General features: G+C 58.7%; 18 protein-coding genes and 1 tRNA gene. 8 read left to right on the top strand and 11 right to left on the bottom strand.

Features of this window, described 5'->3' with window-relative positions:
* Positions 1-178: 178 nt before the first annotated feature.
* Both EA473_RS20905 and EA473_RS20900 read right to left on the bottom strand, forming a co-directional pair.
* The gene (locus tag EA473_RS20905) at positions 179-1,390 is read right to left on the bottom strand and encodes a TIGR04347 family pseudo-SAM/SPASM protein (RefSeq protein ID WP_124197559.1); all 1,212 of its coding nucleotides are present in this window, start codon (positions 1,388-1,390) and stop codon (positions 179-181) included.
* On the bottom strand, positions 1,387-1,662 hold the full coding sequence (locus EA473_RS20900; RefSeq protein ID WP_124197558.1) for an Htur_1727 family rSAM-partnered candidate RiPP: 276 nt from the start codon (positions 1,660-1,662) through the stop codon (positions 1,387-1,389). The genes EA473_RS20905 and EA473_RS20900 overlap by 4 nt, the downstream gene beginning before the upstream one ends.
* 189 nt (positions 1,663-1,851) lie before the next feature.
* Between EA473_RS20900 and EA473_RS20895 the strand changes: the two genes are divergently transcribed.
* On the top strand, positions 1,852-2,979 hold the full coding sequence (locus EA473_RS20895) for a radical SAM protein (protein ID WP_124197557.1): 1,128 nt from the start codon (positions 1,852-1,854) through the stop codon (positions 2,977-2,979).
* Positions 2,980-3,354: 375 nt separating this feature from the next.
* Here EA473_RS20895 and EA473_RS20890 read toward each other — a convergent pair whose 3' ends face one another.
* From EA473_RS20890 to EA473_RS20880, 3 genes are all read right to left on the bottom strand, one after another.
* The gene (locus EA473_RS20890; RefSeq protein ID WP_124197568.1) at positions 3,355-5,184 is read right to left on the bottom strand and encodes an acetyl-CoA carboxylase biotin carboxylase subunit; all 1,830 of its coding nucleotides are present in this window, start codon (positions 5,182-5,184) and stop codon (positions 3,355-3,357) included.
* A 269-nt stretch (positions 5,185-5,453) separates the two neighbouring features.
* A complete protein-coding gene (locus EA473_RS20885; RefSeq protein WP_124197556.1) occupies positions 5,454-5,804 on the bottom strand; it encodes a hypothetical protein in 351 nt (116 codons plus the stop codon).
* Between the two features lie 6 nt (positions 5,805-5,810).
* A complete protein-coding gene (locus EA473_RS20880; protein ID WP_124197567.1) occupies positions 5,811-7,355 on the bottom strand; it encodes an acyl-CoA carboxylase subunit beta in 1,545 nt (514 codons plus the stop codon).
* A gap of 182 nt (positions 7,356-7,537) precedes the next feature.
* Here EA473_RS20880 and EA473_RS20875 point away from each other — a divergent pair, with 182 nt between their 5' ends.
* Both EA473_RS20875 and EA473_RS20870 read left to right on the top strand, forming a co-directional pair.
* Positions 7,538-8,839, top strand: a complete 1,302-nt coding sequence (locus EA473_RS20875; protein WP_124197555.1) for an ABC transporter substrate-binding protein — start codon at positions 7,538-7,540, stop codon at positions 8,837-8,839.
* A 408-nt stretch (positions 8,840-9,247) separates the two neighbouring features.
* On the top strand, positions 9,248-9,541 hold the full coding sequence (locus tag EA473_RS20870; protein ID WP_124197554.1) for a PRC-barrel domain-containing protein: 294 nt from the start codon (positions 9,248-9,250) through the stop codon (positions 9,539-9,541).
* Here EA473_RS20870 and EA473_RS20865 read toward each other — a convergent pair.
* Positions 9,538-10,986 (bottom strand): DHH family phosphoesterase, encoded by a 1,449-nt coding sequence (locus EA473_RS20865; RefSeq protein WP_124197553.1) that lies wholly within the window; start codon positions 10,984-10,986, stop codon positions 9,538-9,540. The two genes, EA473_RS20870 and EA473_RS20865, sit on opposite strands and share 4 nt — an antisense overlap.
* A gap of 159 nt (positions 10,987-11,145) precedes the next feature.
* Here EA473_RS20865 and EA473_RS20860 point away from each other — a divergent pair.
* Positions 11,146-11,219 (top strand) — tRNA-Lys (locus tag EA473_RS20860).
* A 167-nt stretch (positions 11,220-11,386) separates the two neighbouring features.
* Here EA473_RS20860 and EA473_RS20855 read toward each other — a convergent pair.
* The gene (locus EA473_RS20855) at positions 11,387-12,220 is read right to left on the bottom strand and encodes a hypothetical protein (protein WP_124197552.1); all 834 of its coding nucleotides are present in this window, start codon (positions 12,218-12,220) and stop codon (positions 11,387-11,389) included.
* 170 nt (positions 12,221-12,390) lie between these two features.
* On the opposite strand from EA473_RS20855, the gene EA473_RS20850 reads away from it, so the two are divergent.
* Positions 12,391-13,098 carry a hypothetical protein gene (locus EA473_RS20850; protein WP_124197551.1) on the top strand — a complete coding sequence of 236 codons (708 nt, stop codon included), beginning with the start codon at positions 12,391-12,393 and terminating at the stop codon, positions 13,096-13,098.
* A 7-nt stretch (positions 13,099-13,105) separates the two neighbouring features.
* Here EA473_RS20850 and EA473_RS20845 read toward each other — a convergent pair whose 3' ends face one another.
* Positions 13,106-14,269, bottom strand: a complete 1,164-nt coding sequence (locus EA473_RS20845; RefSeq protein WP_124197550.1) for a hypothetical protein — start codon at positions 14,267-14,269, stop codon at positions 13,106-13,108.
* Positions 14,262-16,019: a DEAD/DEAH box helicase gene (locus EA473_RS20840; protein ID WP_124197549.1), complete on the bottom strand. Its 1,758-nt coding sequence runs from the start codon at positions 16,017-16,019 to the stop codon at positions 14,262-14,264. Before EA473_RS20840 ends, EA473_RS20845 begins: the two co-directional genes overlap by 8 nt.
* Before the next feature lie 253 nt (positions 16,020-16,272).
* Here EA473_RS20840 and EA473_RS20835 point away from each other — a divergent pair, with 253 nt between their 5' ends.
* Positions 16,273-17,694 carry a hypothetical protein gene (locus tag EA473_RS20835; RefSeq protein ID WP_124197548.1) on the top strand — a complete coding sequence of 474 codons (1,422 nt, stop codon included), beginning with the start codon at positions 16,273-16,275 and terminating at the stop codon, positions 17,692-17,694.
* A gap of 517 nt (positions 17,695-18,211) precedes the next feature.
* Here the strand turns inward: EA473_RS20835 and EA473_RS20830 are convergent.
* Positions 18,212-19,387, bottom strand: coding sequence for a zinc ribbon domain-containing protein (locus EA473_RS20830; protein WP_124197547.1), 1,176 nt, complete (start codon positions 19,385-19,387; stop codon positions 18,212-18,214).
* A gap of 109 nt (positions 19,388-19,496) precedes the next feature.
* Between EA473_RS20830 and EA473_RS20825 the strand changes: the two genes are divergently transcribed.
* Positions 19,497-20,165, top strand: coding sequence for a hypothetical protein (locus EA473_RS20825; protein WP_124197546.1), 669 nt, complete (start codon positions 19,497-19,499; stop codon positions 20,163-20,165).
* Between the two features lie 25 nt (positions 20,166-20,190).
* Here EA473_RS20825 and EA473_RS20820 read toward each other — a convergent pair whose 3' ends face one another.
* The gene (locus EA473_RS20820; protein ID WP_124197545.1) at positions 20,191-21,168 is read right to left on the bottom strand and encodes a restriction endonuclease; all 978 of its coding nucleotides are present in this window, start codon (positions 21,166-21,168) and stop codon (positions 20,191-20,193) included.
* A 173-nt stretch (positions 21,169-21,341) separates the two neighbouring features.
* Between EA473_RS20820 and EA473_RS20815 the strand changes: the two genes are divergently transcribed.
* Positions 21,342-21,680, top strand: coding sequence for an endonuclease NucS domain-containing protein (locus EA473_RS20815; protein WP_124197544.1), 339 nt, complete (start codon positions 21,342-21,344; stop codon positions 21,678-21,680).
* Positions 21,681-21,831 lie beyond the last annotated feature (151 nt).

Raw genomic sequence — 21,831 nt, 5'->3', positions numbered from 1 at the left:
GTTGGAACGCGTACGTCCGTGTTGACTGTTCTCACGCCACAGAAACGGCGGTCCGTCCGCTACCGACCGCTCGAGAAAAATCGAAACTCGAGACCGTCTCATACGGAGTATTGTGCGTCACTTTCGGTGGGGCGCGCCCGTCTGCGCTCCCACCGGTACCGCGGTACAAGAGACCGTATCAGTCCGCGACGTCCCCAACGACGGGATTCGCCCCGTCGACCTCTTCGTCGGTGAGATAACACTGCGGGTCCGGCGCGAACGGGTCTCCGCTCGTCGTCGCCGCGCGAAGCGGGGATCCGCCGCGACAGATCGACTGATACTGGCAGCGCGAACACCGGCCCGTCAGGTGGGACTCTCGATTGCGAAGCGCGCTCAGTAGCGGGTTCGACTCGTCCTCCCAGATGTCGCCGAACGGCCGGTCCCGAACGTTACCCAGGCTGTACCCCTGCCAGAACTGGTTCGGGTGGACGTTCCCCTGATAGTCGACGTCGGCGATCCGTTCTCCCGTCGGATCACCGCCGTTTCGCTCGAGGTACTCGTAGACCGCGCGTGCACGCTCTTCGCCGAACGTTTCGAGAGCGTACTCGACGAGAAACGCCGCATCCGCGTAGTTGCCGACGAGCAGGGTTTCGATCTCTTCCCCGCGGTCGTGATAGTCGAGAGTTAGATCACAGAGCCTCGAGACCGCCTCTCGTTTCGCCGATGGCGAGAGGTCGGCGTCGATGATTTCGCCACCACGTCCGCCGTAATCGAGGTGGTAGAAACAGAACCGGTCGACCCCGACGTCGACGAGAAGGTCGACGACCCCCTCGAGGTCGGCCGCGTTAGCCTCGGTAATCGTGTACCGAAGGCCGGTTTTGAGCCCGGCATCGAGACAGTGTTCGATCCCGCTGACCGCCGCGTCGAACGCGCCGTCGTGTCCGCGAAACCGATCGTTTCGCTCCGGGAGGCCGTCGACCGAAATGCCGGCGTACTCGAGTCCCGCGTCCCGGAGGGCGGTCGCCTTTTCGGGGGTGAGAAGCGTTCCGTTCGACGACAGCACCGGTCGCAATCCCCGGTCGGCCGCGTGGGCGACGAGTTCGACCAGATCGCTCCGGACGAGCGGTTCCCCGCCCGAGAACAGTATCACCGGGGCGCCGTAGTCGGCGAGTTCGTCGAGAAAGCGTTTCGCCTCGGCGGTCGTGAACTCGCCCGTCGCGGGAGTGGTCTCGGCGGCGGCATAACAGTGTGAACAGTAGAGATTACACCGACGGGTCGCGTTCCAGACCACGACCGGTTTGCGCTGTTTTTCGTCCGCGATCTGCGGTTTCGACGACTCAGATGCGGCGTCGTATCGAAGTCCGTCGCCTTCCGCATCGAGATTACAGAGGAGTTTGCTGATCGAAATCATGGCTCGCTCACCCGCGATTCGTCGCCTCCGGCCGAGAGTGTCCGCGCAGAATACCGGCCGACTTCCGCGGCCGGACAGATCCAGACGTCGACAGCGTACCGATCGAAGAGGTGGGATGCGTGCTCGTAAGCCGCCGGCTCCGAGTCGGCCGCGACGCTTCCGACGTGACACATCGGCTCCGATTCTCGCTGCCGAACGAACACTTCCCACTGCGAACGCGGGTTCCCCCGTTCGTCACACTCGACTTTCGAACGGCGTGAGTTGTCGCCCATACGTATCCGTTCGAAACGGGAGCGAAGGGGGTTCCCCTCACTCCCACCGCCTGGGAACGTCCGGGCGACGAAACGAACATATTCACGATCCGGGACGGTATTTATGGCTCGAGACGAACCTGTTCCCGTGTTCCCGGGCGGCGGGAACGAAAGCGTGGTTTTCACACGGGGGGAGACGACGTCCGGACGATGATTCCCGGCTCACTCGACACGTCGGACCGACCGCTCGTCCTCATCTGGGAACTCACCCAGGCCTGTGCACTCGCCTGCGATCACTGCCGTGCCGACGCTCAGCCACATCGTAATCCGGAAGAGCTTTCCACCGCGGAGGGTCGTCGACTGCTCGAGGAGGCCGCCGAGTTCGGCGAAGGACAACTGGTCGTCCTCTCCGGCGGTGACCCGCTGATTCGGGACGACGTCGAGGAACTGATCGCCTACGGCACCGAACTGGGGCTTCGGATGACGATCACGCCGAGTGGCACGCGTTCGCTGACCGCGGATCGAATCGAGGCGCTCGCCGATGCGGGTCTCAAACGTATGGCAGTCAGCCTCGACGGGGCATCTCCCGAGACACACGACGTCTTCCGCGGCGAAAACGGGAGTTTCGAGGAGACGATTCGCGCAATCGCAGACGCCAGGAACGCCGGCGTTCCCGTGCAGGTCAACACGACCGTCTGCCGGGAGACGGTCGGTGAACTGCCCGCCATCAGAGATCTCCTTCGCGAAATCGGAGCCGTGATGTGGAGCGTCTTCTTTCTCGTTCCGGTCGGCCGCGGCCGGGTCCTCGAGCCGATCGATCCGGACGAAGCCGATGCGGTGATGGCGTGGCTCGACGAGGTGAGCAACCGCGATCCGTTCGGGGTCAAGACCACCGAAGCACCCCAGTACCGCCGCGTTTCGACACAGCGGTCTGGGGCGGGTGGGGACGAACGCGGGAACGCCGGGGTCAGACGCCGAACGGGAATCGTCGCCGGCGACGGCTTCGCGTTCGTCAGCCACACGGGTGAGGTGTTTCCTTCGGGCTTTCTCCCGCAGTCGGCCGGGAACGTGCGGGACCGGCCGGTCACGGATCTGTACCGGGAGTCAGCGCTGTTCCGGGGACTCCGCGACCGTGATCGACTCGAGGGAAAGTGTGGCGCGTGTCCGTACCGGTCCGTCTGTGGCGGCAGTCGCTCCCGCGCGTTCGCTCACACGGGCGATCCGTTCGCGAGCGACCCGCTCTGTCCGTACGTCCCCGAGGACTACGACGGGCCGTTGCCGTGGGATCGGTCGTCGGACAACGCCGAACCAGCCGACTGGGACGATCTAACTGCCTGATACGGTTCGTGTACCGATCCGGCGCAGATACTCGAGACAGCTATCGATGGGTGACGTGAGAACCGCTCGAGACATCCATGCAGACGTGAGAACCCTTCGAGACACCGATGGTGAGGCGAGAACCGCTCGAGACATCCATGCAGACGTGAGAACCGCTCGAGAACCCGTGGGGACCCAAAAATCGATCGTGACCTCGAGTGTTCCCCGTCGGTGTCAGGAAGCGACCACCGACGGGAACACCAACGCAGGAGAGAGCCGGTCGGTGACACCCGCGCCCTGGGGAAGTGTCCATGCACGCGGACTCCCGGGTTCGCGTGCATGCAGACCGTTCGAGGGAACCGCCGTCGCCGTTGTGCCGAACCGGTTCGTCACCGGTCACTCGAGAACGACGAGCGTATCGCCCATGTCGACGCTATCACCCTCGCTGACCGCAATTTGGCCGACGGTCCCTCCGTTCGAGGCGACGATGTCGTTTTCCATCTTCATCGCCTCGAGGACGACGAGGACGTCCCCGGCGGCGACCTCGTCACCTTCCTCGACCGCCACGTCGAGGATCGTTCCCTGCATCTCGGCGTCGACCGTCTCGCCGTCGCCGGCGAGTTCAGTCCCGGGGTTGTCCCCCCCGCCTCCCGCCGGTTCCGGCGGTCCGGCCGACCCGCCGGCGTCGACGTCTCCGGTCGGAATCGCCGGCGCGCCGTGTTCTTCGAGTTCGACCTCGAAGCGCTTGCCGTTGACTTCGACCGTGAACTCGCGCTCGACGGTTTCCTCGTCGTCCTCGCCCGACTCCGTCACACCGCCCCACTGCTCCTGGGCGTCGGCGATGCGGCTCTCGTCGAGTTCTTCGTCCAGGTATTTCGTCGTGTGCGTACTCTCGACGAACCGCTCGTCGGTGAGCATGAGCCGGTGGAAGGGGATGATCGTCGGAATGCCCTCGATGCGATACTCGCGCAGCGCCCGGAGCGATCGTTCGAGACACTCCTCGCGGTCTTCGCCCCAGACGATCAGCTTCGCGATCATCGAGTCGTAGTCGGTGACGAGGTCGTCGCCCTGGCGGAGCGCGTCGTCGAGACGGACGCCGATTCCACCCGGCGGATCGTACGTCTCGAGGGAACCGCCCGTCGCGGGCGCGAAGTCTTCGGCGGCGTTCTCGGCGTTGATCCGGAACTCGATCGCGTGGCCGTCGAACTCGACGTCGTCCTGTGCGAAGTCGATTTCCTCGCCCGCCGCGATACGGATCTGGCGTTTGACGATGTCGATACCCGTGATCTCCTCGGTGACCGTGTGTTCGACCTGGATCCGGGTGTTGACCTCGAGGAAGTAGAAGTCGGTGTCGGGTCCGAGCGGCCCGTCGCGTCCGGGTTCTTCCTCGACGAGGAACTCGACGGTTCCGGCGTTGGTGTAGTCGGCGGCCGCGACCCCGCGCCGTGCGGCCTCGCCGATCCGCTCCCGGAGTTCGTCGGAAAGCGCCGCGGAGGGGCCCTCCTCGATCACCTTCTGGTGGCGACGCTGGAGCGAACAGTCGCGCTCGCCCAGGTGACGGACGTTTCCGTGTTCGTCCGCGACGATCTGTACCTCGATGTGGCGGGGCTTTTCGAGGTAGCGCTCGAGGTAGACCGAGTCGTTGTCGAAGTACGCCTCGCCCTCGCGTTTCGCGCTCTCGAGTTGGTCTTCGACGTCGCTTTCGTCGCGGACGACTTTCATCCCGCGACCGCCGCCACCGCCTTCGGCTTTGATCGCGATCGGGTAACCGTGTTCCTCGCCGAACGTTTTCACTTCCTCGGGGTCGGTCACCGGGTCGGTGGTGCCGGGAACGATCGGAACGTCGGCGTCGTCCATGATCGTCCGGGCTTTGGTCTTCTCGCCCAGCGCCTCCATCGCGTCGCTCGACGGCCCGATCCACGTGATTCCGTCCGTCTGCTCGACCTTGTGAGCGAACTCGGCGTTCTCGGCGAGGAATCCGTACCCGGGATGGATCGCGTCGGCGTCGGCCTTGCGCGCGGCTTCGATGACGGCCTCGTGATCGAGGTAGGAGTCAGCCGCGCGGGCCGGGCCGACGTTGTACGCCTCGTCCGCGTAGCGGACGTGCCCCCCGTTCTTGTCGGCCTCGGAGTAGACGGCGACGGTCCCGACGTTGAGCTCCTCGCACGCTCGCATCACTCTGACGGCGATTTCACCGCGGTTCGCGACGAGAACCTTCCTGAACATTCCTTGTGGAACCGTCACGAGGCGGCTACCTTACTTTTTCGCAACGGGTTCGATACGCTGACATCGACGTCGAACGGACACTGTAGCGGAAAATCGACGCCCTTCCGTGACGATTCGACCGTGCGAACCAACTGAGGTACGGAGGGCCTCAGACGGAACATCGGATTGAGATCGGTACCCGAGACGAAAACCGGAGCGAGAGATCGGCACTCGAGACTGAAAACTGGTGTGCGAATCGGACATCGGGAACGGGGGACAGACCGTGTCGTTCAGAACCGATCGGTACGACCGGCGGCCGTCCACGGATCGGTCGGGGCCTCCCGTGGCACTCGAGCGTGGCGTTGTTGCTGGGTTCGAATTCGTCCGGCAAACGCCCAGCGTCTGTCGTCCCAGCTCTCCTCGTCATCGGAGGCGGCCGCGGCGACGGCCAGCGCGTGGTCGTGGAGGTGTGCGCCGATCGCTGCGACGATCGCTGCCGCTTCGTCATCGTCGGCGTCGTCCGGCAACTCGAGTGCGACGTCGTCGGGGAGGACACGGTCGTCCGCTGGCTCGCCGTCGCTTCCGGCGCTCGAGGGTGACCGGTCGGCTTCCGCCGGCTCCGCCTGTTTCTGGGATACCATGGGTCGTTACAGGGGGATGTTGCCGTGTTTCTTGTCCGGGTTCTGTTCGCGTTTGGTCTCGAGCATCTCGAGGTCGTCGATCAGCCGCGGGCGAGTCTCCGTCGGGACGATGACGTCGTCGAGGAATCCCTTGTCGGTGGCAGTGTAGGGATTGGCGAACTCCTCGCGGTACTCCTCGATGAGTTCGTCGCGCAACTCGTCGGGGTTTTCTGCCTCCTCGAGTTCGTTGCGATAGAGGATGTTGACCGCTCCCTGTGGGCCCATAACGGCGATCTCGGCGGTCGGCCAGGCGTAGTTGACGTCGGCACCGAGGTTCTTCGAGGCCATCACGCAGTAGGCACCGCCGTAGGCTTTGCGGGTGATGACCGTCAGCAGCGGGACGGTCGCTTCCGCGTACGCGTAGAGGAGCTTCGCGCCGTGGCGGATGATTCCCCGGTGTTCCTGATCGGTTCCGGGCATGTAGCCTGGAACGTCGACGAAGGTGACGATCGGGATGTTGAACGAATCACAGAAGCGCACGAACCGCGACCCCTTCATCGAGGAGTCGACGGTGAGGGTCCCGGCGTTGACCCGCGGCTGGTTCGCCACGATGCCGACCGACCGGCCGTCGAGGCGACCGAAGCCAACAACGAGTTCGTTCGCGAAGTTGTCGGCGACCTCGAAGAACGACCCCTCGTCGACGACCGAGTCGACGACGTCGACCATGTCGTAGGGCTTTTGCGGACTCGGCGGGACGATGTCCGTGAGTTTCTCGTCGCGACGGTCGGGATCGTCCCAGGGATCGACTCGAGGCGGATCTTCGACGTTGTTCTGGGGGAGATAGGAGAGCAGCCGCTTGATGTCGTCGAGCGCCTGTTCTTCGGATTCGCAGGCGAACTGCGCCACGCCGGTTTTGTTCGCGTGGGTCATCGCCCCGCCGAGTTCCTCGTGGGTGACTTCCTCGCCGGTGACGGTCTTGGTCACCCCGGGGCCCGTGATGTACATGTGGCTCGTCTCTTTGACCATGAAGATGAAGTCGGTGATCGACGGGGAGTACACCGCGCCGCCCGCACAGGGACCCATGATCCCGGAAATCTGTGGGACGACGCCGCTCGCTTCCTGGTTCCGTCGGAAAATTTCGGTGAAACCGGCGAGGCTCTTGACGCCCTCTTGTATGCGGGCACCGGCGGAGTCGTTGAGGCCGACGATCGGCGCACCGACTTCCATCGCCATGTCCATCACTTTGCAGATCTTCTCCGCGAAGACCTCTCCCAGCGAGCCGCCGAAGACGGTAAAGTCGTGTGCGAAGACGAACACGTTCCGACCGTTGACTTCGCCGTAGCCCGTGACGACGCCGTCACCGGGAATTTTCTTTTCTTCCATACCGAACTGACTCGTCTGGTGAGTCCGGAGCTGGTCGAACTCCGTAAACGTATCCTCGTCGAGAAAGTAGTCGATGCGCTCGCGAGCGGTCATCTTTCCCTTCTCGTGCTGGCGTTCGATTCGGTCCTGACCGCCCCCGAGAAGCGCCTCCTCACGGAGTTCCTCGAGTTCGTCGATTCGATCCTCCATCGTCATGGTTGCCCTCTCCCGTCGCCGTTCATCGGCGGGAGAAACGGTGAGGCAAATGAAAAACGTTCTGCAATTCGAAATTGGGAGACCGATCCGCTCGGAGATACCGGACGAGCGATCACCTCCGTGATTCGTGATGGCCACACAAACACTTTATATTTACACACTCCAATACTCTGGATATGGTGCGGAAAGTCAGTAGACGAAGGGTGCTCGGTGGAATCGGTGCCGGAACCGGTGTCGCGCTCGCCGGCTGTCTCGATGGCAACGGCGAGGGCAACGGCAACGGGAATGGAAATGGCAACGGAAACGGCAACGGGAATGGAAATGGCAACGGTACCGGTGACAGCGACGAGCCGGACGTGATGGTGGGGACGTTGCTTCCGGTCACCGGCGACCTCGGAAGCCTCGGTGCACCGATCCGGGACGCAGCGATCCTTCCCGGTCGACAACTCGAGGACGAGGGCGTCGCCTACGACATCGACATTCGGGAGGAGGATACCGAAACCGACCCGCAGGCGGGAATCAGTGGCGCGCAGGCACTCGCCGACGCCGGATACCCGTCGGTTACCGGCGCGGCGTCCTCGGCGGTGACGATCGCCGTCGCGGAGGACATCTTCTTCCCGAATGAGGTCGTCGGTATCTCCCCCGCGAGTACGTCGCCGGACATCACCGACATGGACGGCGACTACCTCCTGCGAACCGCCCCCAGTGACGCCTGGCAGGGCGAGGCGATGGCCGAGATTGCCTACGAAGAGGAGGGTGCCGAAACGCTGTCGACGTTCTTCCTGAACAACGACTACGGACAGGGACTGCAGGACACGATCGTCTCGAACTTCGAAGACCTCGGTGGGGAGGTCTACGAAGAAGTCGCGTTCGAACCCGAACAGCCGTCGTACGACTCCGAACTCCAGAGTGCACTCGCCGACGACCCCGACCTGATGGTCGTCATCGGCTACCCGGACAGCGGCGAACAGATCTTCCGGGATTACTACATCAATTTCGACAACGACCACACGATCATGGTCCCCGACGGCCTCCAGGACAACGCCTTACCTGGAAACGTCGACAACCCGATGTCGAACGTGATCGGCACGGCACCGTCGGCACGTGGTCCGGAAGCCGAAACGTTCAACGAAATGTTCGAGGACGAGTACGGCGAGGGGCCGGGGGTTTTCACCGGCCAGGCCTACGACGCCACCGCCGTCCACATCCTCGCACAGCTTCGAGCCGGCGACCTCTCGGGCTCCGCCGTGAGCGCCGAGATCCGCGAAGTCGCCAACCCCGGCGGCGAAGAGATCGGTCCGAGCAACCTCGCCGACGGTCTCGACATGGCAGCAAACGGCGAAGAGATCCAGTATCAGGGTGCCTCGAGCGCCGTCAACTTCGACGATAACGGCGACATGGAGGCCGTTACCTACGACCTCTTCGAGTTCGACGAGGACGGATACCACGTGACCGACACGATCGAATTCGAATCGTAGTCGACTGCTCCGTTCGCTTTTTCGAACGATTCCGGGAGTCGTATGGTCCGTTGTAATTCTTTACCGGTGGTCGCTGCCCCGTTCGAGCGATCACCGGTAAACGTTACAGCGATCCGTATCAAGCACCTGTCGAACCGTCACTCACCGCTTGCGGCCTTGTGATTAGCGTCGTGCATGGTGGCCCCTCGAGTAGGACACGGGAGTGTACCGATTTTCCCCCCAGCGTATCGATACGCAACGACTACGCTCTCCGCACTGCGGTATCACAACTCTCTGATCTGTGCTGTGGTACCGTACTCCCCTGATCTGCGCTGGGTACCACAACTTCGGCCTGTGCTGTGGCATCACAACCCTAGTGACTGTCAGGTCTAACCAACAATTAAGAGTAAGCCACACATGGGCTGAGATATGGACGACACTCCACAGGAGATTACCTCCCTCGTCGGACGCGAGGTGTACTCGAACAGCGGCGTCTTCGTCGGCGAAGTCGAAGATCTTCAACTGAACCTGAACAGCGAAACGGTCACCGGGATCGCACTCGGAAACCTGAACGCAGAACTGTTTACCGAGGAAGCGCGAGCGGAACAGGGTGTCATCGTTCCGTATCGCTGGGTCCGTGCGGTCGGTGACGTCGTTCTGGTCAACGACGTCGTCGAACGCGTCCGCGACCCCGACGAAGAGCGCGACGAAGTTCTCGCTTAACTGCCGTTCGATCCTTCGGTCCCGTCGACGCCCATCGCGTCGAACAGGGTCCGCTTGACCGCCTCTTCGGTCAACTCGAGTAACGTATCCCGAGTATCCTCCGAAATCTCGATCCCGGTGAAGATGCCGAGCGGGATTTCGGCGCTTGCCTGCGTCGAGTGGCCGGCCGTCTCGCCCATCTCGCCGTAGGCGTCGTCTAACACCTTACCGATGTTGATCCGGATGTCCTTCGAGCGGCCGGCGAGAAAGATAGTCTCTTCGGCGATTCCGAACACCGCAGTCGTCGTCACGCCCTCGAGGTTCAGGAGGTGACTGGCCGCCTGCGTCAGCGCCTCCCGATCGCGGACGAGGCCGGCGTTCGAGACGAGGTGACTTCCCTGAACGTCTCGGTTGGCGATCGCTTCCGCGAGCACGTCGAGCGTTTCGGGTGACATCGACGGCGATTCGACCTGTTCTAGGGTATCGTGGTTCGCGAACGGATAGAGGTAGGCGGCCGCAGTGAGGTCGGCGGGTGTCGTATCGCGTTTGAAATCGAGCGTCTCCGCGCGGATGCCATAGAGCAAGGCGGTGGCGACTTCCTCGGAGACGTTCATATCGAACTCCTGGATGTACTTCGTCACGATCGTCGACGTCGAGGACATGTTCGGTCGGATGTCGACGAACTCCGGTTCGTACTCCGCCTCGGCCTCGTGGTGGTCGATAACCGCGTCGACCGGGAGATCCATCTCGGTCGACGTCGCGTGATCGACCAGTGCAACGGTGTCGTACGCCGACCGATCCTCGAGTTCGTCCCACTGGAGCAGATCGATTCCGAGCAGGTTGACGAACGCGCGATTCTCCTGATGGCCGACGTCTCCGAGATAGATGATATCGGACTCGACGCCGAGGTGGTCTGCGATCGCCTGAAGCGCGGCTGCGCTCGCGATCGAGTCCGGATCGGGGCTGTCCTGGGTGACGATCGCGAGTCGCGTCGACGTCTCCTCTACCAACTGGGCGAGTTTGCCGGTGTTGTACTCGAGTTCGCCGGACTCGAGTGCACGAAGGGCGGATTCGGCGATCACCGACGACGGGTTGATGACGATGTCGGCACCGAGTTCCGAGAGTTCGTCGCCCGAGACGGGATCGCTCGCTCGCGCGACGACGAACTGATCGTCGGCTTCGTCGCGAATGTGAGAGACCGCGCGCTTGTTGGATTCGACGTCCGACGCGAGGATGAGAACGACGTCGCGGTCGGCGACGAGGTCCGCGGCTTCCGGTTCGCGGATGTCGGCAGTTCGCGCGTCCAGGTCTTGATCACGAAGCGATTCCACGCGACTCTCGTCGCGGTCGACGATGAGAACGTCCTTTCCCTGTTCGACGAGTTCCTCCGCGACGGCATACCCCACGCTCCCGCAGCCGAGAATCGCGTAGTCAGAGATCGACGAAATCGTAACCCCCGTACTCATTGGTCATGTGGTCGGACCGACCACACTTAACGCTCCCGAAGATTGGTACGTTTCGAAAATTCCGATCGGATCCGCCCTCGAGCGAGACGAATGGTGGCCCCTCACACGCCGGAACCCAAGGGAAACGTATTTGAACGCACGTCGAAAAGTCGGTGATGAGGGCCGGTAGCTCAGTTAGGCAGAGCGTCTGACTCTTAATCAGACGGTCGCGTGTTCAAATCGCGCCCGGCCCGCTTCTGTCGCTTGCGGTCGTGAGTTCGCATCCCGCAGCGGGTTCTTTATTACAGCGATCATCGATTTGGCGATGTGAGTGCGTCTAGCGATCTTGCGGGGGTGTCCGCCCTCCCGCGACGAGTTGAGTGTGCAACTCGCAGCTCCAAAAAAGCCGGCCGACGCGTAACTATTCCTCTACGTCAGCCAGAGATGGCTCTCGCCCCAACGTTCTGCGGACGCGTCGGATGGCCTTTTCGGAACACCCGACGAGAACCGGCTGACCGGACGCGCTTTCGTCGACGTCACAACGCGATGCGTGCGCGGTGGTGACCGCCGAGCGAACCGCTTCGCCGTACCCGAAGAGCACCTCGTCGATCAACTGGCCTTCCGTGACGAGCACGACGGAGTTGGTGTCGATCGTTTCGACGTCGTGCTCGCGCACCAGATCGAGCAGGTCTGGAACGAGCGTGACTTGAAGCTCGTCGAGCGCGCGATAGACGTCGTATTCGTCGACGTTCCACGCGGCCGCAGCATCTCGCACCACGTCCCCCGGAAACAGATCGAACAGTTGCTTCGAAAACTCCTCTTCGAAGCAGGGGTTTTCGGCGAATCCGGCCTCCGCTGACGGCTCTACCGCGTCGGGGTCTCGCATTGCTTCGCGGGCGAACTCGGCAACGTCGCTCGGCCAATCGACGGTGCCGCGCTCGATTGCCGACGCGTCGTCCCTGTAGATTCCCATTCGCTTCCTGTCTTCGACTATGACGACCGGTTCAGACGCGCAATCCTCAGCCCAGAGCGGGTCGTAGATGGCGCGCAACCGAAACCGCGGAAGCGCGTCGAGATACGCTTCGCGCTCCCGGTAGAACTCCTCTTCCGCCGTAGACGGGCGGAGGGGCCGATAGATCGGATCCTGTCGGACGCTCTCGTGAAGTTTCCAGTACTGTTCCGATTTCGTCTTCTTCCAACGATCGAGTACCGTCTCGTGAGCGGCAACCAACGTCTCATCTGCCAGACGTGGCATCCGTTCGGACGTCGGCCGGCGCGGGATAAAGCTCCACTGTCTCAGGGGGTCGAATAGCGAAATGAACCGCGCAGGGAGAAGTCCCGAATCGCCATAATCTGTGATGTGGCCGTTCGCTCGTCAGTCGACACCTAGTTGGTTTAACAACACCCGATGCGTAGCCGGACGCAATGAGCAGCGGCTTCGGCTCACTCCGAACGGAACTCGACGAAAAACTTCAGCCACCGATCGACGTGATGCTCGATCCATCCTTGTTGGCTTCAGGCACCTCGCTCGATCGGCTCGAAACCTCCACCGTGTTGGAGGCGCAAACGCAGGCGACGCTTGACTTCTCACCGACAACCCCGCGCGTCGGCAACCTCTACGTCCCTGCCTCCTTTCGCCAACTGATCGATCGACGTGAGCAGTTCGACGTCCAGAAAACAGACGTGTGGAACTTCTATCGAGGACAGGCTAACAGAGCGTACCGCGAAGATATTCTCGAGCTGCTCGAACAGAACGACATCAAGCCCTTCGAAGCGGAAGACGCGTCCTCCGCAGGAGTGGACTTGGAGACGGCCCTCGGGGAAGACCATCGAAACGAACGGTTGACCACCGCACTTATCGAGGAACGCGCCTTCTTGAGTACAGGTGGCGTCGTCGTGTCGCGGACGCCCGCAGCCCTCGATGCTCTCCGGGATGCTGGCGTTCCAACCATCGACGTGGGGAACGCCGAGCTTCAGTCCGAGGTTCGCACAACGCTCGAGGACATCGGCTACCGGAATCCTGCGAGCGTTGCGGCGTTTGGAATCTCTAATGATGCGGCAGCCGTCGATGCGCTGACTGGGGACATCCTCTCCTCACACGCCGACCTGCTTCTTTACCGCGTCGGCCGATAACGGCGTTCTATCTCTCACAGCAGGCCGTTCCGACGAGCGATTCACCGGATATTGTGGCCGCATTCTCGCCGCTCAGTTCTCGTCCACATTGCTCACAGGCCGGATTCTCCATTATCCCGATGCCGACCGCGTAGGGGTAGGATCTGGAAGCCGACGCGTCGTCCACTCGGAGGGAAACGTCGAGATCTCCGCGCTCGTACGTGACGGTCGTGACGGCGACGGGTTGGAGGCGAACGGTGAGGGAGTGCCGGTCTCGAATTTCACGGCGCTCCTCTGGAAATCCGTCTCGGATCTCGGCCGCCAGTTTCTCCTGTTCTGAGCGGAGGTCGTCGCGCTCCGCGCGCAGTTCCTTCCGCTTTCGCAGGGCATCGACTCGCTCCTGTTGGTCGGTTGCATCGTCGATCGTATCGTTTGCATCATCGATTCGCCGAGTTAACCGCCGGATATCATCGTCCAGTTCCTCGCGGCGTTGACGAACGAATTGTCGGTACTCGTCGAGGTCAACTTCGGCGGCACGCGTCGCTCGCTCCCGTACCTCTCGTACGGTCGAACTGACTTCTCGCTCAGCTATCGACATCGCGGCTTCGAGCGATTCAGAAAGGTCGGTTTCGTCGAGTGACCCGCCCTCTTCGAGGGTGCGATCGAGCGACGCCTCGAACAGTTCGAGGTAGGTTTCGGCGAGACGCGGACGCTCGTCGTTGCTGTTGAGATCGACGGCCACCGAGACCAGTTCTTCCGTCTGATACTCGCTCACCGTTTCGATCCCGACGTGGACGAGCGCACACAGGGCCCGTCGATCGTAGTACGGCGTGAACGCGTGTTCCGAAACCTCGGCTGGCCCCTCCGCTATCCACGGCGGTAATCGTACCTCGAGATCATCGCCCGTGAGCATCATCGAACCGACCGGCGTCCGTTCTGCAGCCTCGTCGATCAACCGCTCGACGAATTCGCTCTCCGGGGCGATGGCGAACGCGTCTTGACCGACCTCGTCCGGATCTGGAGCGACTTCCAACACTGCGTCGTCCAACTCGAGAGTAGTTTCGGCGTCGTCAGGAAGCAATACACTCCATCGGTTCCCTTCCTTTCGGATTTCGGCGCCGAGGGATACGAGATAGTCTTCAACGAACTGCTCGACCGCCTGTTCGGTTACAGGCACCGCAGCGTCAGTCATCGCTGGCCCCCAAGTCGAATCCCTCGAACACGCCGCTGTTGAAGTCCTCGACCTTGTCGGCGAGGTCGCGCTGCTCCTGTAGATCGACGGCCATCTCGTCGAAGTTGTTCTCCAGTTCGATTTCCGAATCCGCGTCCACAAGACGCTCGAAGACTTCATCCTCGAAGTTGCGGCCGGTCTCTTCAAGCCGAGTCAGGATCTCGCTCAACTCGCCAACCGACTGGTTGAAGAGGTCGATCTTGTGGTATAGCCGATCCAGCACGTACTCCTCGATAGTGTCTTCGAGGGCGATGTTGAACACGTACACCTCGCGATCTTGGCCGATTCGATGGATCCGCCCGATTCGCTGCTCGACTTTCATCGGGTTCCACGGCAAGTCGAAATTGACCATCACGTTGCAGAACTGGAGGTTGCGTCCCTCGTTCATCGCGTCCGTCGAGACGAGGACGCCGCCTTCCTCCTCGAACTGCTCGACGATCTCCTCCTTCTCGTCGCTCGAGTGCCCGCCGTGAAACGCGTGCGTCGCATATCCCTCGTCGGCGAACGTCTCCAAGAGTTGCTGTTGCGTGGCGCGGAACTGCGTGAACACGATGACCCGCCCCTTCTCGACGCGTTCCTGTGCTTCGCGGACGATCCGTTGGACGCGTTCTTGCTTGGTCGGCGTATCGATGGCCTCGATACACTCGAGGATTTGCTTGAGGAGCGTGTCGTGGGCCGGCTGTCCGTCATCGTCGTCGAGTTGGCTCCTGACTGTTCCCTCAAGAGCGGCGGGACTGCTGACGACCTCCTTCTGAAGAGTCATGAGAACTAGCTTTTGGCCCTGATCCTCGCCGTAGGCCGTTCGGACGTAGTCGGTGACCGCCTCGTAGAGGTCGCGTTCCGCAGTCGATTGCTCGAATGTCCGTGTGGTCACGTTGCGCTTTGTGAAGTCGATATCCGTCTCCTCGCGGCGATTACGAATCATAACTTCACTCAACCGTTTCTGCAGCTCGTTCCGGTTGACCAGCTTCTCCTGCGATTTGTTGACGAAGTAGTTATGAAATCCCTCTCGTGTGCCGAAGAGACCCGGTCGAAGCAGAGAGATGATGTTGTAGAGGTCGGTAACGTCGTTCTGGATCGGCGTCGCGGTGAGGAAGAACGCGTAGTCGTAGGAGAGCCGATCAAGAAGATCGTAGCGATCGGTGTCCTCGTTCTTCACGTAGTGGGCTTCGTCGAGAACGAGGACATCCCAGTCCCGGGCGAGGACGGTCTTCCGGTGTCGATCGCTCTTGGCCGTGTCGATGCTCGCAATGATACGGTCATGTGCGGCGAATCCCTCGAACTCGTCGTCGTAGTTGCAGACGAATTCGATTCCGAACTTCTCGAGCATCTCCGCCTGCCACTGTTGAGCGAGTTGTGCCGGCGTAAGGATCAGCACCGAATCGCTCGTGTCGCGGTAGTGCATCTCTTTGAGAATCATTCCGACCTCGATGGTCTTCCCGAGGCCGACCTCATCGGCGAGTAGTGCCTTGCCGTCCATCTCGAACAAGGCCCTATGGGCGGCTGTGACCTGATGCTCAAGGAGCTTGACGCTCTCTTCGTCGAGGTGTGAGAGTGATCGGAGTTCGGTATCTGCCTGACCAGCTTGGAGGCGATTGGCTCGAGCCGTGAGGAGATGATCCGTCAGTGAGTATATACCACCCGACTGGCCGGCCAATACGTCGCCTTCCTCATGACGGAATTCGACATCGACAAGGTCGTCAGATACCATCTAGTCAATCATTCTATCCACCGTGTATTTGTATTTCCCCCAAGATAGCCTAGATAGTACTCTGAAAGTATCCCTAGTACTATAACCCTCTAGCGGACATAGGCCCTAGCAGGGATAGAACAATGAGTCAAGTAGAGCGATTCGAGACGACGGAACAGTACCTCGAATTCGTTGCAAGACAGCAGAATCGCGACCTTGAGGTTGTCCGTCGTGAATATCGTCGATAAGTCTGACCTGATTCAGTTTTTGTTGGATGCCATGTCCAAAGTGTGATGACGTTCCATTTCTAGGTGATTATAGCCGCGACTTTGTACTGACTCGATACCACGTCGATGTTGGTCAACCCTCCGAATTCCGGGTTGAATCCAAACTCGAAACGGTTCTCTGGATAGACGGAGACCTATACAGAGTTGAATCTCTGGTTGAGGAGGATCCAGATAATGTTCGTTCCTCGATTGATGGACTCTTACAAGACGAACGATTTGAGAAAATTTCTGACAATCTACCCGACAATTTACCGCAAGCATATGATGAAGATTCCTATCTCAGTCGACATCTCCCGGAGACACTCCGGCAAAAACTAACGGAAGTCGCAGCGGATCACAGCCTCACCCCCAAGTCCGTCTTGCTCCTCGGATTTGTCGAGAGTAAAAACAAAATTCTTGGAAAAGCGGACAATACATTAGTTCAATATATCGAGACGCGCGATTCGCTTGCGAACCACCTCGACAATGAAGGAGGTGTAACTCCCCGAATTCAACGAGAGTTTGTCGCTCATTTACTCCTTGCGACAGCACTCACTGAGGAACTAACCTCAGAAGCACTTTTCAATGAAATCTACAGGGAAGAGCACCGACTCTGGGAGAACAAAAGAAGAATCAACTACCTCTCTCAGGATCAACGACTCAAGATACTGAAAGATAATGGTGTAATCTCGAAAGACCTTGATTCGAAAGTGCGGGATATAAAGGATCTAAGGGATTCGTTGGTTCACGACCCACGCCGCCGTACCGCGATGGAGGAAACTCATGAGTCAGAATGGGTTAATGAGAGATTGGTTGAGATCGATGAAGCCGTAGCAGGTATCTTAGATATTACCGGTAAAACAGCGGCGAGGCTTATCGCTGAAAACGGCCCGACCGAATATGTCGGAAAGAAGTGCGAAGACGCACTTAGGGAAGCTCGCCAACACTGGGAGGACGAACATCAGCATCGATTCAGTCTACTCGAAGGGTCAGACATTGTTGAGATAGCTGATCTCCGCTGGAAGATCAATCTTGGTAGTCTAGGTAATCGAGATGTCTCTCAGGGGGTTTCCTTCGAGCAATTGCCAGATAATGAAGAAGACGCAACAACAGAGGAGATTCGACTCTTCGAGACGATAATGGAATTCCTTCGTTCGTGTGAGGATTTCCTTGTTCGTCGCATCGAACGGGACTTAGAACAGGCAAATCTAGATCGGCAAGATTTTACCGTTCTTTGTCTGTTGTGTGCTGAGCAGAACACATACGAGGATGTAGCTGAATTACTTGGCTCAACTGTTGGATACGTCCAGAGGAAGGAAAACGTCCTTGCGTGGCGCTCATCCGAGTTTGAGAAAGACGAACTTGGGGACTTACCCAAGCCGAATGATCCAATTCCCCCGCTTTCTCAGAGCGAGGATACCGATCAGTAGTCGCTCGAATACTTTACCTTCGAATTCGGCCGATCTCGCCAATCCGGATCAGATCTCGTTCGACTCGCCGACCGATGATCGAAGAGGTCGATCCTGTGGTACAGTTGCTCCAGCACGTACTTCTCGATGATATCTTCGAAGGTATTGTTGAACGCATGCATCTCACGATTCTGCCTGATGCAATTATCCATCTCGAACAGGGCCCGATGGACGGCTGTGACCTCTGTTCAAGGGGTTTGACCGATTCTTCGTCGAGATGGGAAAGTGAACGGAGTTCGGAGTCCGGTTGCCCCGATTTGAGACGGTTAGCGCGAACGGTCAATAGGTGTTCCTCTAAAGATTCACCGTCTCCCGCTTCGTCGACTAATTCACCCACATCCTCGGTGACGGATCTCAGCGTCCACGAGGCCGTCATTCTTCATTTGTCGGGGTGTTGTTTCGGTATCACTTGAATGTAGATAGCACGATTCTTAGATCGAGTTCGACTTTCAGTTGTCGTAGGAGAGGGACTAGTACCTCATTTGAAAAAGGAGTCCGAGAACAATACGTCTCGGAACCGCTTTTCTTCGTATCTTTGTTCTCCTAGCCGCTCCCACTCTGACGCCGGCATCGATTTACCTTTCTCATCCCCTCTGGTCATTTTGAGTTCGCGATTGATGATCCCTTTATCCGTCCATTCACTATCACAGGCTACGCATTCGATACCTTTCGTAGATCGGAGGGCCCCTTGGGGGTAACCGCAGGAGGGGCAGTGATCCCAAGCTACCGTCGTTAGTGTTTCAGATTGGAGCCGAATCTGGATTTGGACGTGTATCTGTGAGATCACGTATCGTTCAATCGCCTGATCTAGCTCCTGCAGATTCTTTTCCATCCGTCGGTTCCAATCTGGGCTGATCTGAGCTGTGCCTAAAATCGGCCCTTCGTGATCGGCCAACTCCTCACCACAACTCCGGCAAAACGTATCCTCCGTCGACACTTCAGAATCGCAGGACGGACACGTCGGAATCATTTCCTGAAGATCGGAACCACAGCCACCGCAAAACGCGTCCGATTCGTCTACGTCGGTACCGCAGGTCGGGCAACTCGTCACTTGATCGACAAGGTCGAAAATACATTCCTCGATCAGATCAAGTGTCGTCATCACGATTATGAGCAACTCTTCAGCCTCGTCGATACACATCTCCGCAGATTCCACCAAGTCAGAGGGATAGCCAAGGGCGGAGCTAGAACGGAGCTGGTCAATATGTTCGAACGTACTGATAATACCGATCCGAAGCTCGTTTTCCGCCTCCAACACGTCTTCGAAGTCGAGTGATCCTGCTTCGAGTCGTTCTTGAGTGGAGATCAGTAACTCACCGGCTGCAGAAACGATAGTGAGCGTATCGTCGAAAACTGCGTCTGCAAGATCCCCGTAATCCGGTTCGGAGTACCCGAACTCTTGCCCGTGATCTTGGTAGGCTGTTGGGGCGTGAGTATTCTTGTTATGAACGGTCTTGTGACACTGGCTACATAACGTGAGTAGATTCGATACGTCGTGTGTTCCTCCCCGGCTTTTTGGAACCACGTGATGAGCATGGAGTTCTGCATTTCCGTATGGGCCACCCGCTATACCGCAGTTTTGACACGTGTAGTCGTCTCTCTCGTAAACCCGCTTCCGTCTAGAATTCCAATCAGAGGGATAATCAGTGGACATGATACTGGCACGATTCTCTTGCTGTGTCTTCTATTTGTCGCTCACCAATTATCCACACAATGACGAAAGAGAATACGTTATAATAGTTCAGATATAGTGATCGTCTGAGATGGTTAATAGCGATGAGGGTAACACGACGTTCCGCGATCACTCTTCCATAGCGGAACAGTTGCTCCGTGTTTTAGAGGGATATGCTGACGAATTCTCCAATCGTGGTGTACCCGCTCATCTGACGCACACTGCTCGGGAAGGAAAGTATCTCAAGGGGAAGCACATCGGTCAGGAGCCGGAACGCTTCGTGGAAGAGCAACTGATCTGGCCTGCACTCTCCGTTTTTGATTACACGGTATGGACGCAGCCCTACGGATACCCGAAATGGGATAAATCGAGGCCGGACTTCGAGGTTCGGAATATGGACAGTGGCGTTGACTGCGCGGTGATCGGCGAAATCAAGACGCCGAACAAATTCGAGTACGCGGAGCAGGATATCATCAACTATCTCGAAAGCGATCTCGGTGAACCGACCATCGGCTTCGCAACTGACGGTGTTCGATGGCAGGTTCGCGCGCGCCCCGAAAAGTCAGACGAGATCACCGTTATCTCTGATGTCAACCTCCACGATGTCTATAGATTGCTCCCGAATCGACACGAAGAGCAAGAATCGTACGACAAACACAGGACTCGAGAGCGAATGGTGGAAGCGGGTGTTGAGGAACTGCACCGGCACACCATTGAAGAACGCGTCAGCAGAATTTTTTCCTCGGATTCTGTCACTTGAGGTACTTCGGGGTCTAATTCAGACCCTACTCGCTTGAGTCGTACATTTCATCGTATCGCCGATTCAGTTCGCCGGCGACTCGTAGCTTATTACCCGCAACTGACTCATCGGTCGTAATGACGTCCTCCGCGATGTCAACCGCTAATCCGGGATCCTCTACAGCTAACGGCACCTGTGATCTATCGAAGTCTCGGATGTACCACTCAGCGAGTTCTGAAGCAGATGCTTCTGTGAGCGGCTTGCCAATATTTTCATTCAGCCCAAGAGAGATCGATGATGCTAGAACTGGTGGTTCTACCGCCGGGATATCTTGTTTCGATAGCTCTTCGATAAGGTGGTCAGCGACAGCTTCCGCCTCTGGTCTTGGTTGGGAAGGCCATCTAACGGTCGTTGAATGCTGCCAGTCTTGAGAATTGGCGTCCGAAAAAGCATTGAGTGTCGGTTGCTCCTCAATTCGAGGAGCGGCAGGATGGTTTTCGAAGAAGGCACGTAGCTCTTCATAGACTGCCTGTGCAGAGTTGATGGGAGTATTTGCTACGATTCTATCCGTGACCGTTTCGAGATGAATGCGCTGTTTCCGTGAATCGTTGACTTGTACGTATTTTGCGACCGTAGAGTAGAGGTCGGCCGCATGAATCGTGGAACAGAGTTGGTCAGTGTCGACCACGTGAACCTCGAGATCAGCAGCGAGGGTTACTGCATTTTCTGTGAGGGAACCGGTAGTCACGAGAATGACGTCATCTGCCTGTTCTTGTCTGGGCAGAGCAGAAGCCTGCTGTATTAGAGAACTCTCGACAGGATCATTGCTACTGTGATCGATCTGAATCACTTCCTTGCGTTGGTAGGGGTGCGCCTGTGTGGCAATGACGTCAACTCCCTGATGTTGTGATTCGGGATCCGTGTCTGTGGTATAGCCGTAAAAACTCCAAACGTCGGCTGTAATATCTCTAATTGCTATTTCGGGAGCGTCCCAGAGCTTACTCTTTAGATACTTAAATGACATTGGCCGTAATCACCGGACTCGAGATCTGAGATGTTGTATTCGGAATAGTACGCCCATCTCTGGATCATGGAATGCTATTAGCAAGCCTTACCAAATAGATAGTGGAAGAGAATTCAGTAGTTGCCTGAGCTATAATCGGTAATCTATTAGCATCACGACAGTAGACAGAAACCATGCTTCGGGTTGGCTCCGATAAGGAAGTCACCTCTCTCGAGTCCGTTTCGATGTCGGACAGGGACTTCCGAGAGGACGATCTTCGTGAGTGGATCATCAGCGATCCAAAATCGATTCTCGGCGAGGAGTTTCTCATCATCGGAAGGGAAGTAGCAGTCCAACGAATCGGAGACGCGATCGACTTACTCGGGATCGATCGAGATGGCAACGTGGTCGTGATCGAGCTAAAACGAGGTTCGTTACAGGGGACTGTGGACTTTCAGGGACTCAAGTACGCAGCCTACTCGTCTCATTGGGACTACGATTATCCGTCTTTAGCTAAGCGTGAAACCACGTGACAGCGACAGCTTATCGTGGATACTTTTCGGAAGGAATGAGGAGGTATCGAGTGTGCACAACGAAACCTCCTCATCTCGGATTATGCGTCGGCTCACTACATTGTTTCCCTCCGAGTTCCTCGAAGAGCACGCCGAGGAACTCGGCGTGGTC

Origin of the sequence: Natrarchaeobius chitinivorans (assembly GCF_003841505.1) — an archaeon.
GTDB lineage: Archaea > Halobacteriota > Halobacteria > Halobacteriales > Natrialbaceae > Natrarchaeobius > Natrarchaeobius chitinivorans.
The sequence above is the reverse complement of the archived record's forward strand: the minus strand, read 5'-3'. Positions and strand labels throughout refer to the sequence as shown.

Excerpts from the sequence above, each read along its gene's own strand:
- EA473_RS20905 (WP_124197559.1), bottom strand. The coding sequence starts at position 1,390 with ATGATTTCGATCAGCAAACTCCTCTGTAATCTCGATGCGGAAGGCGAC.
- EA473_RS20900 (WP_124197558.1), bottom strand. The coding sequence starts at position 1,662 with ATGGGCGACAACTCACGCCGTTCGAAAGTCGAGTGTGACGAACGGGGG.
- EA473_RS20895 (WP_124197557.1), top strand. The coding sequence starts at position 1,852 with ATGATTCCCGGCTCACTCGACACGTCGGACCGACCGCTCGTCCTCATC.
- EA473_RS20890 (WP_124197568.1), bottom strand. The coding sequence starts at position 5,184 with ATGTTCAGGAAGGTTCTCGTCGCGAACCGCGGTGAAATCGCCGTCAGA.
- EA473_RS20885 (WP_124197556.1), bottom strand. The coding sequence starts at position 5,804 with ATGGTATCCCAGAAACAGGCGGAGCCGGCGGAAGCCGACCGGTCACCC.
- EA473_RS20880 (WP_124197567.1), bottom strand. The coding sequence starts at position 7,355 with ATGGAGGATCGAATCGACGAACTCGAGGAACTCCGTGAGGAGGCGCTT.
- EA473_RS20875 (WP_124197555.1), top strand. The coding sequence starts at position 7,538 with ATGGTGCGGAAAGTCAGTAGACGAAGGGTGCTCGGTGGAATCGGTGCC.
- EA473_RS20870 (WP_124197554.1), top strand. The coding sequence starts at position 9,248 with ATGGACGACACTCCACAGGAGATTACCTCCCTCGTCGGACGCGAGGTG.
- EA473_RS20865 (WP_124197553.1), bottom strand. The coding sequence starts at position 10,986 with ATGAGTACGGGGGTTACGATTTCGTCGATCTCTGACTACGCGATTCTC.
- EA473_RS20855 (WP_124197552.1), bottom strand. The coding sequence starts at position 12,220 with ATGCCACGTCTGGCAGATGAGACGTTGGTTGCCGCTCACGAGACGGTA.
- EA473_RS20850 (WP_124197551.1), top strand. The coding sequence starts at position 12,391 with ATGAGCAGCGGCTTCGGCTCACTCCGAACGGAACTCGACGAAAAACTT.
- EA473_RS20845 (WP_124197550.1), bottom strand. The coding sequence starts at position 14,269 with ATGACTGACGCTGCGGTGCCTGTAACCGAACAGGCGGTCGAGCAGTTC.
- EA473_RS20840 (WP_124197549.1), bottom strand. The coding sequence starts at position 16,019 with ATGGTATCTGACGACCTTGTCGATGTCGAATTCCGTCATGAGGAAGGC.
- EA473_RS20835 (WP_124197548.1), top strand. The coding sequence starts at position 16,273 with ATGCCATGTCCAAAGTGTGATGACGTTCCATTTCTAGGTGATTATAGC.
- EA473_RS20830 (WP_124197547.1), bottom strand. The coding sequence starts at position 19,387 with ATGTCCACTGATTATCCCTCTGATTGGAATTCTAGACGGAAGCGGGTT.
- EA473_RS20825 (WP_124197546.1), top strand. The coding sequence starts at position 19,497 with ATGGTTAATAGCGATGAGGGTAACACGACGTTCCGCGATCACTCTTCC.
- EA473_RS20820 (WP_124197545.1), bottom strand. The coding sequence starts at position 21,168 with ATGTCATTTAAGTATCTAAAGAGTAAGCTCTGGGACGCTCCCGAAATA.
- EA473_RS20815 (WP_124197544.1), top strand. The coding sequence starts at position 21,342 with ATGCTTCGGGTTGGCTCCGATAAGGAAGTCACCTCTCTCGAGTCCGTT.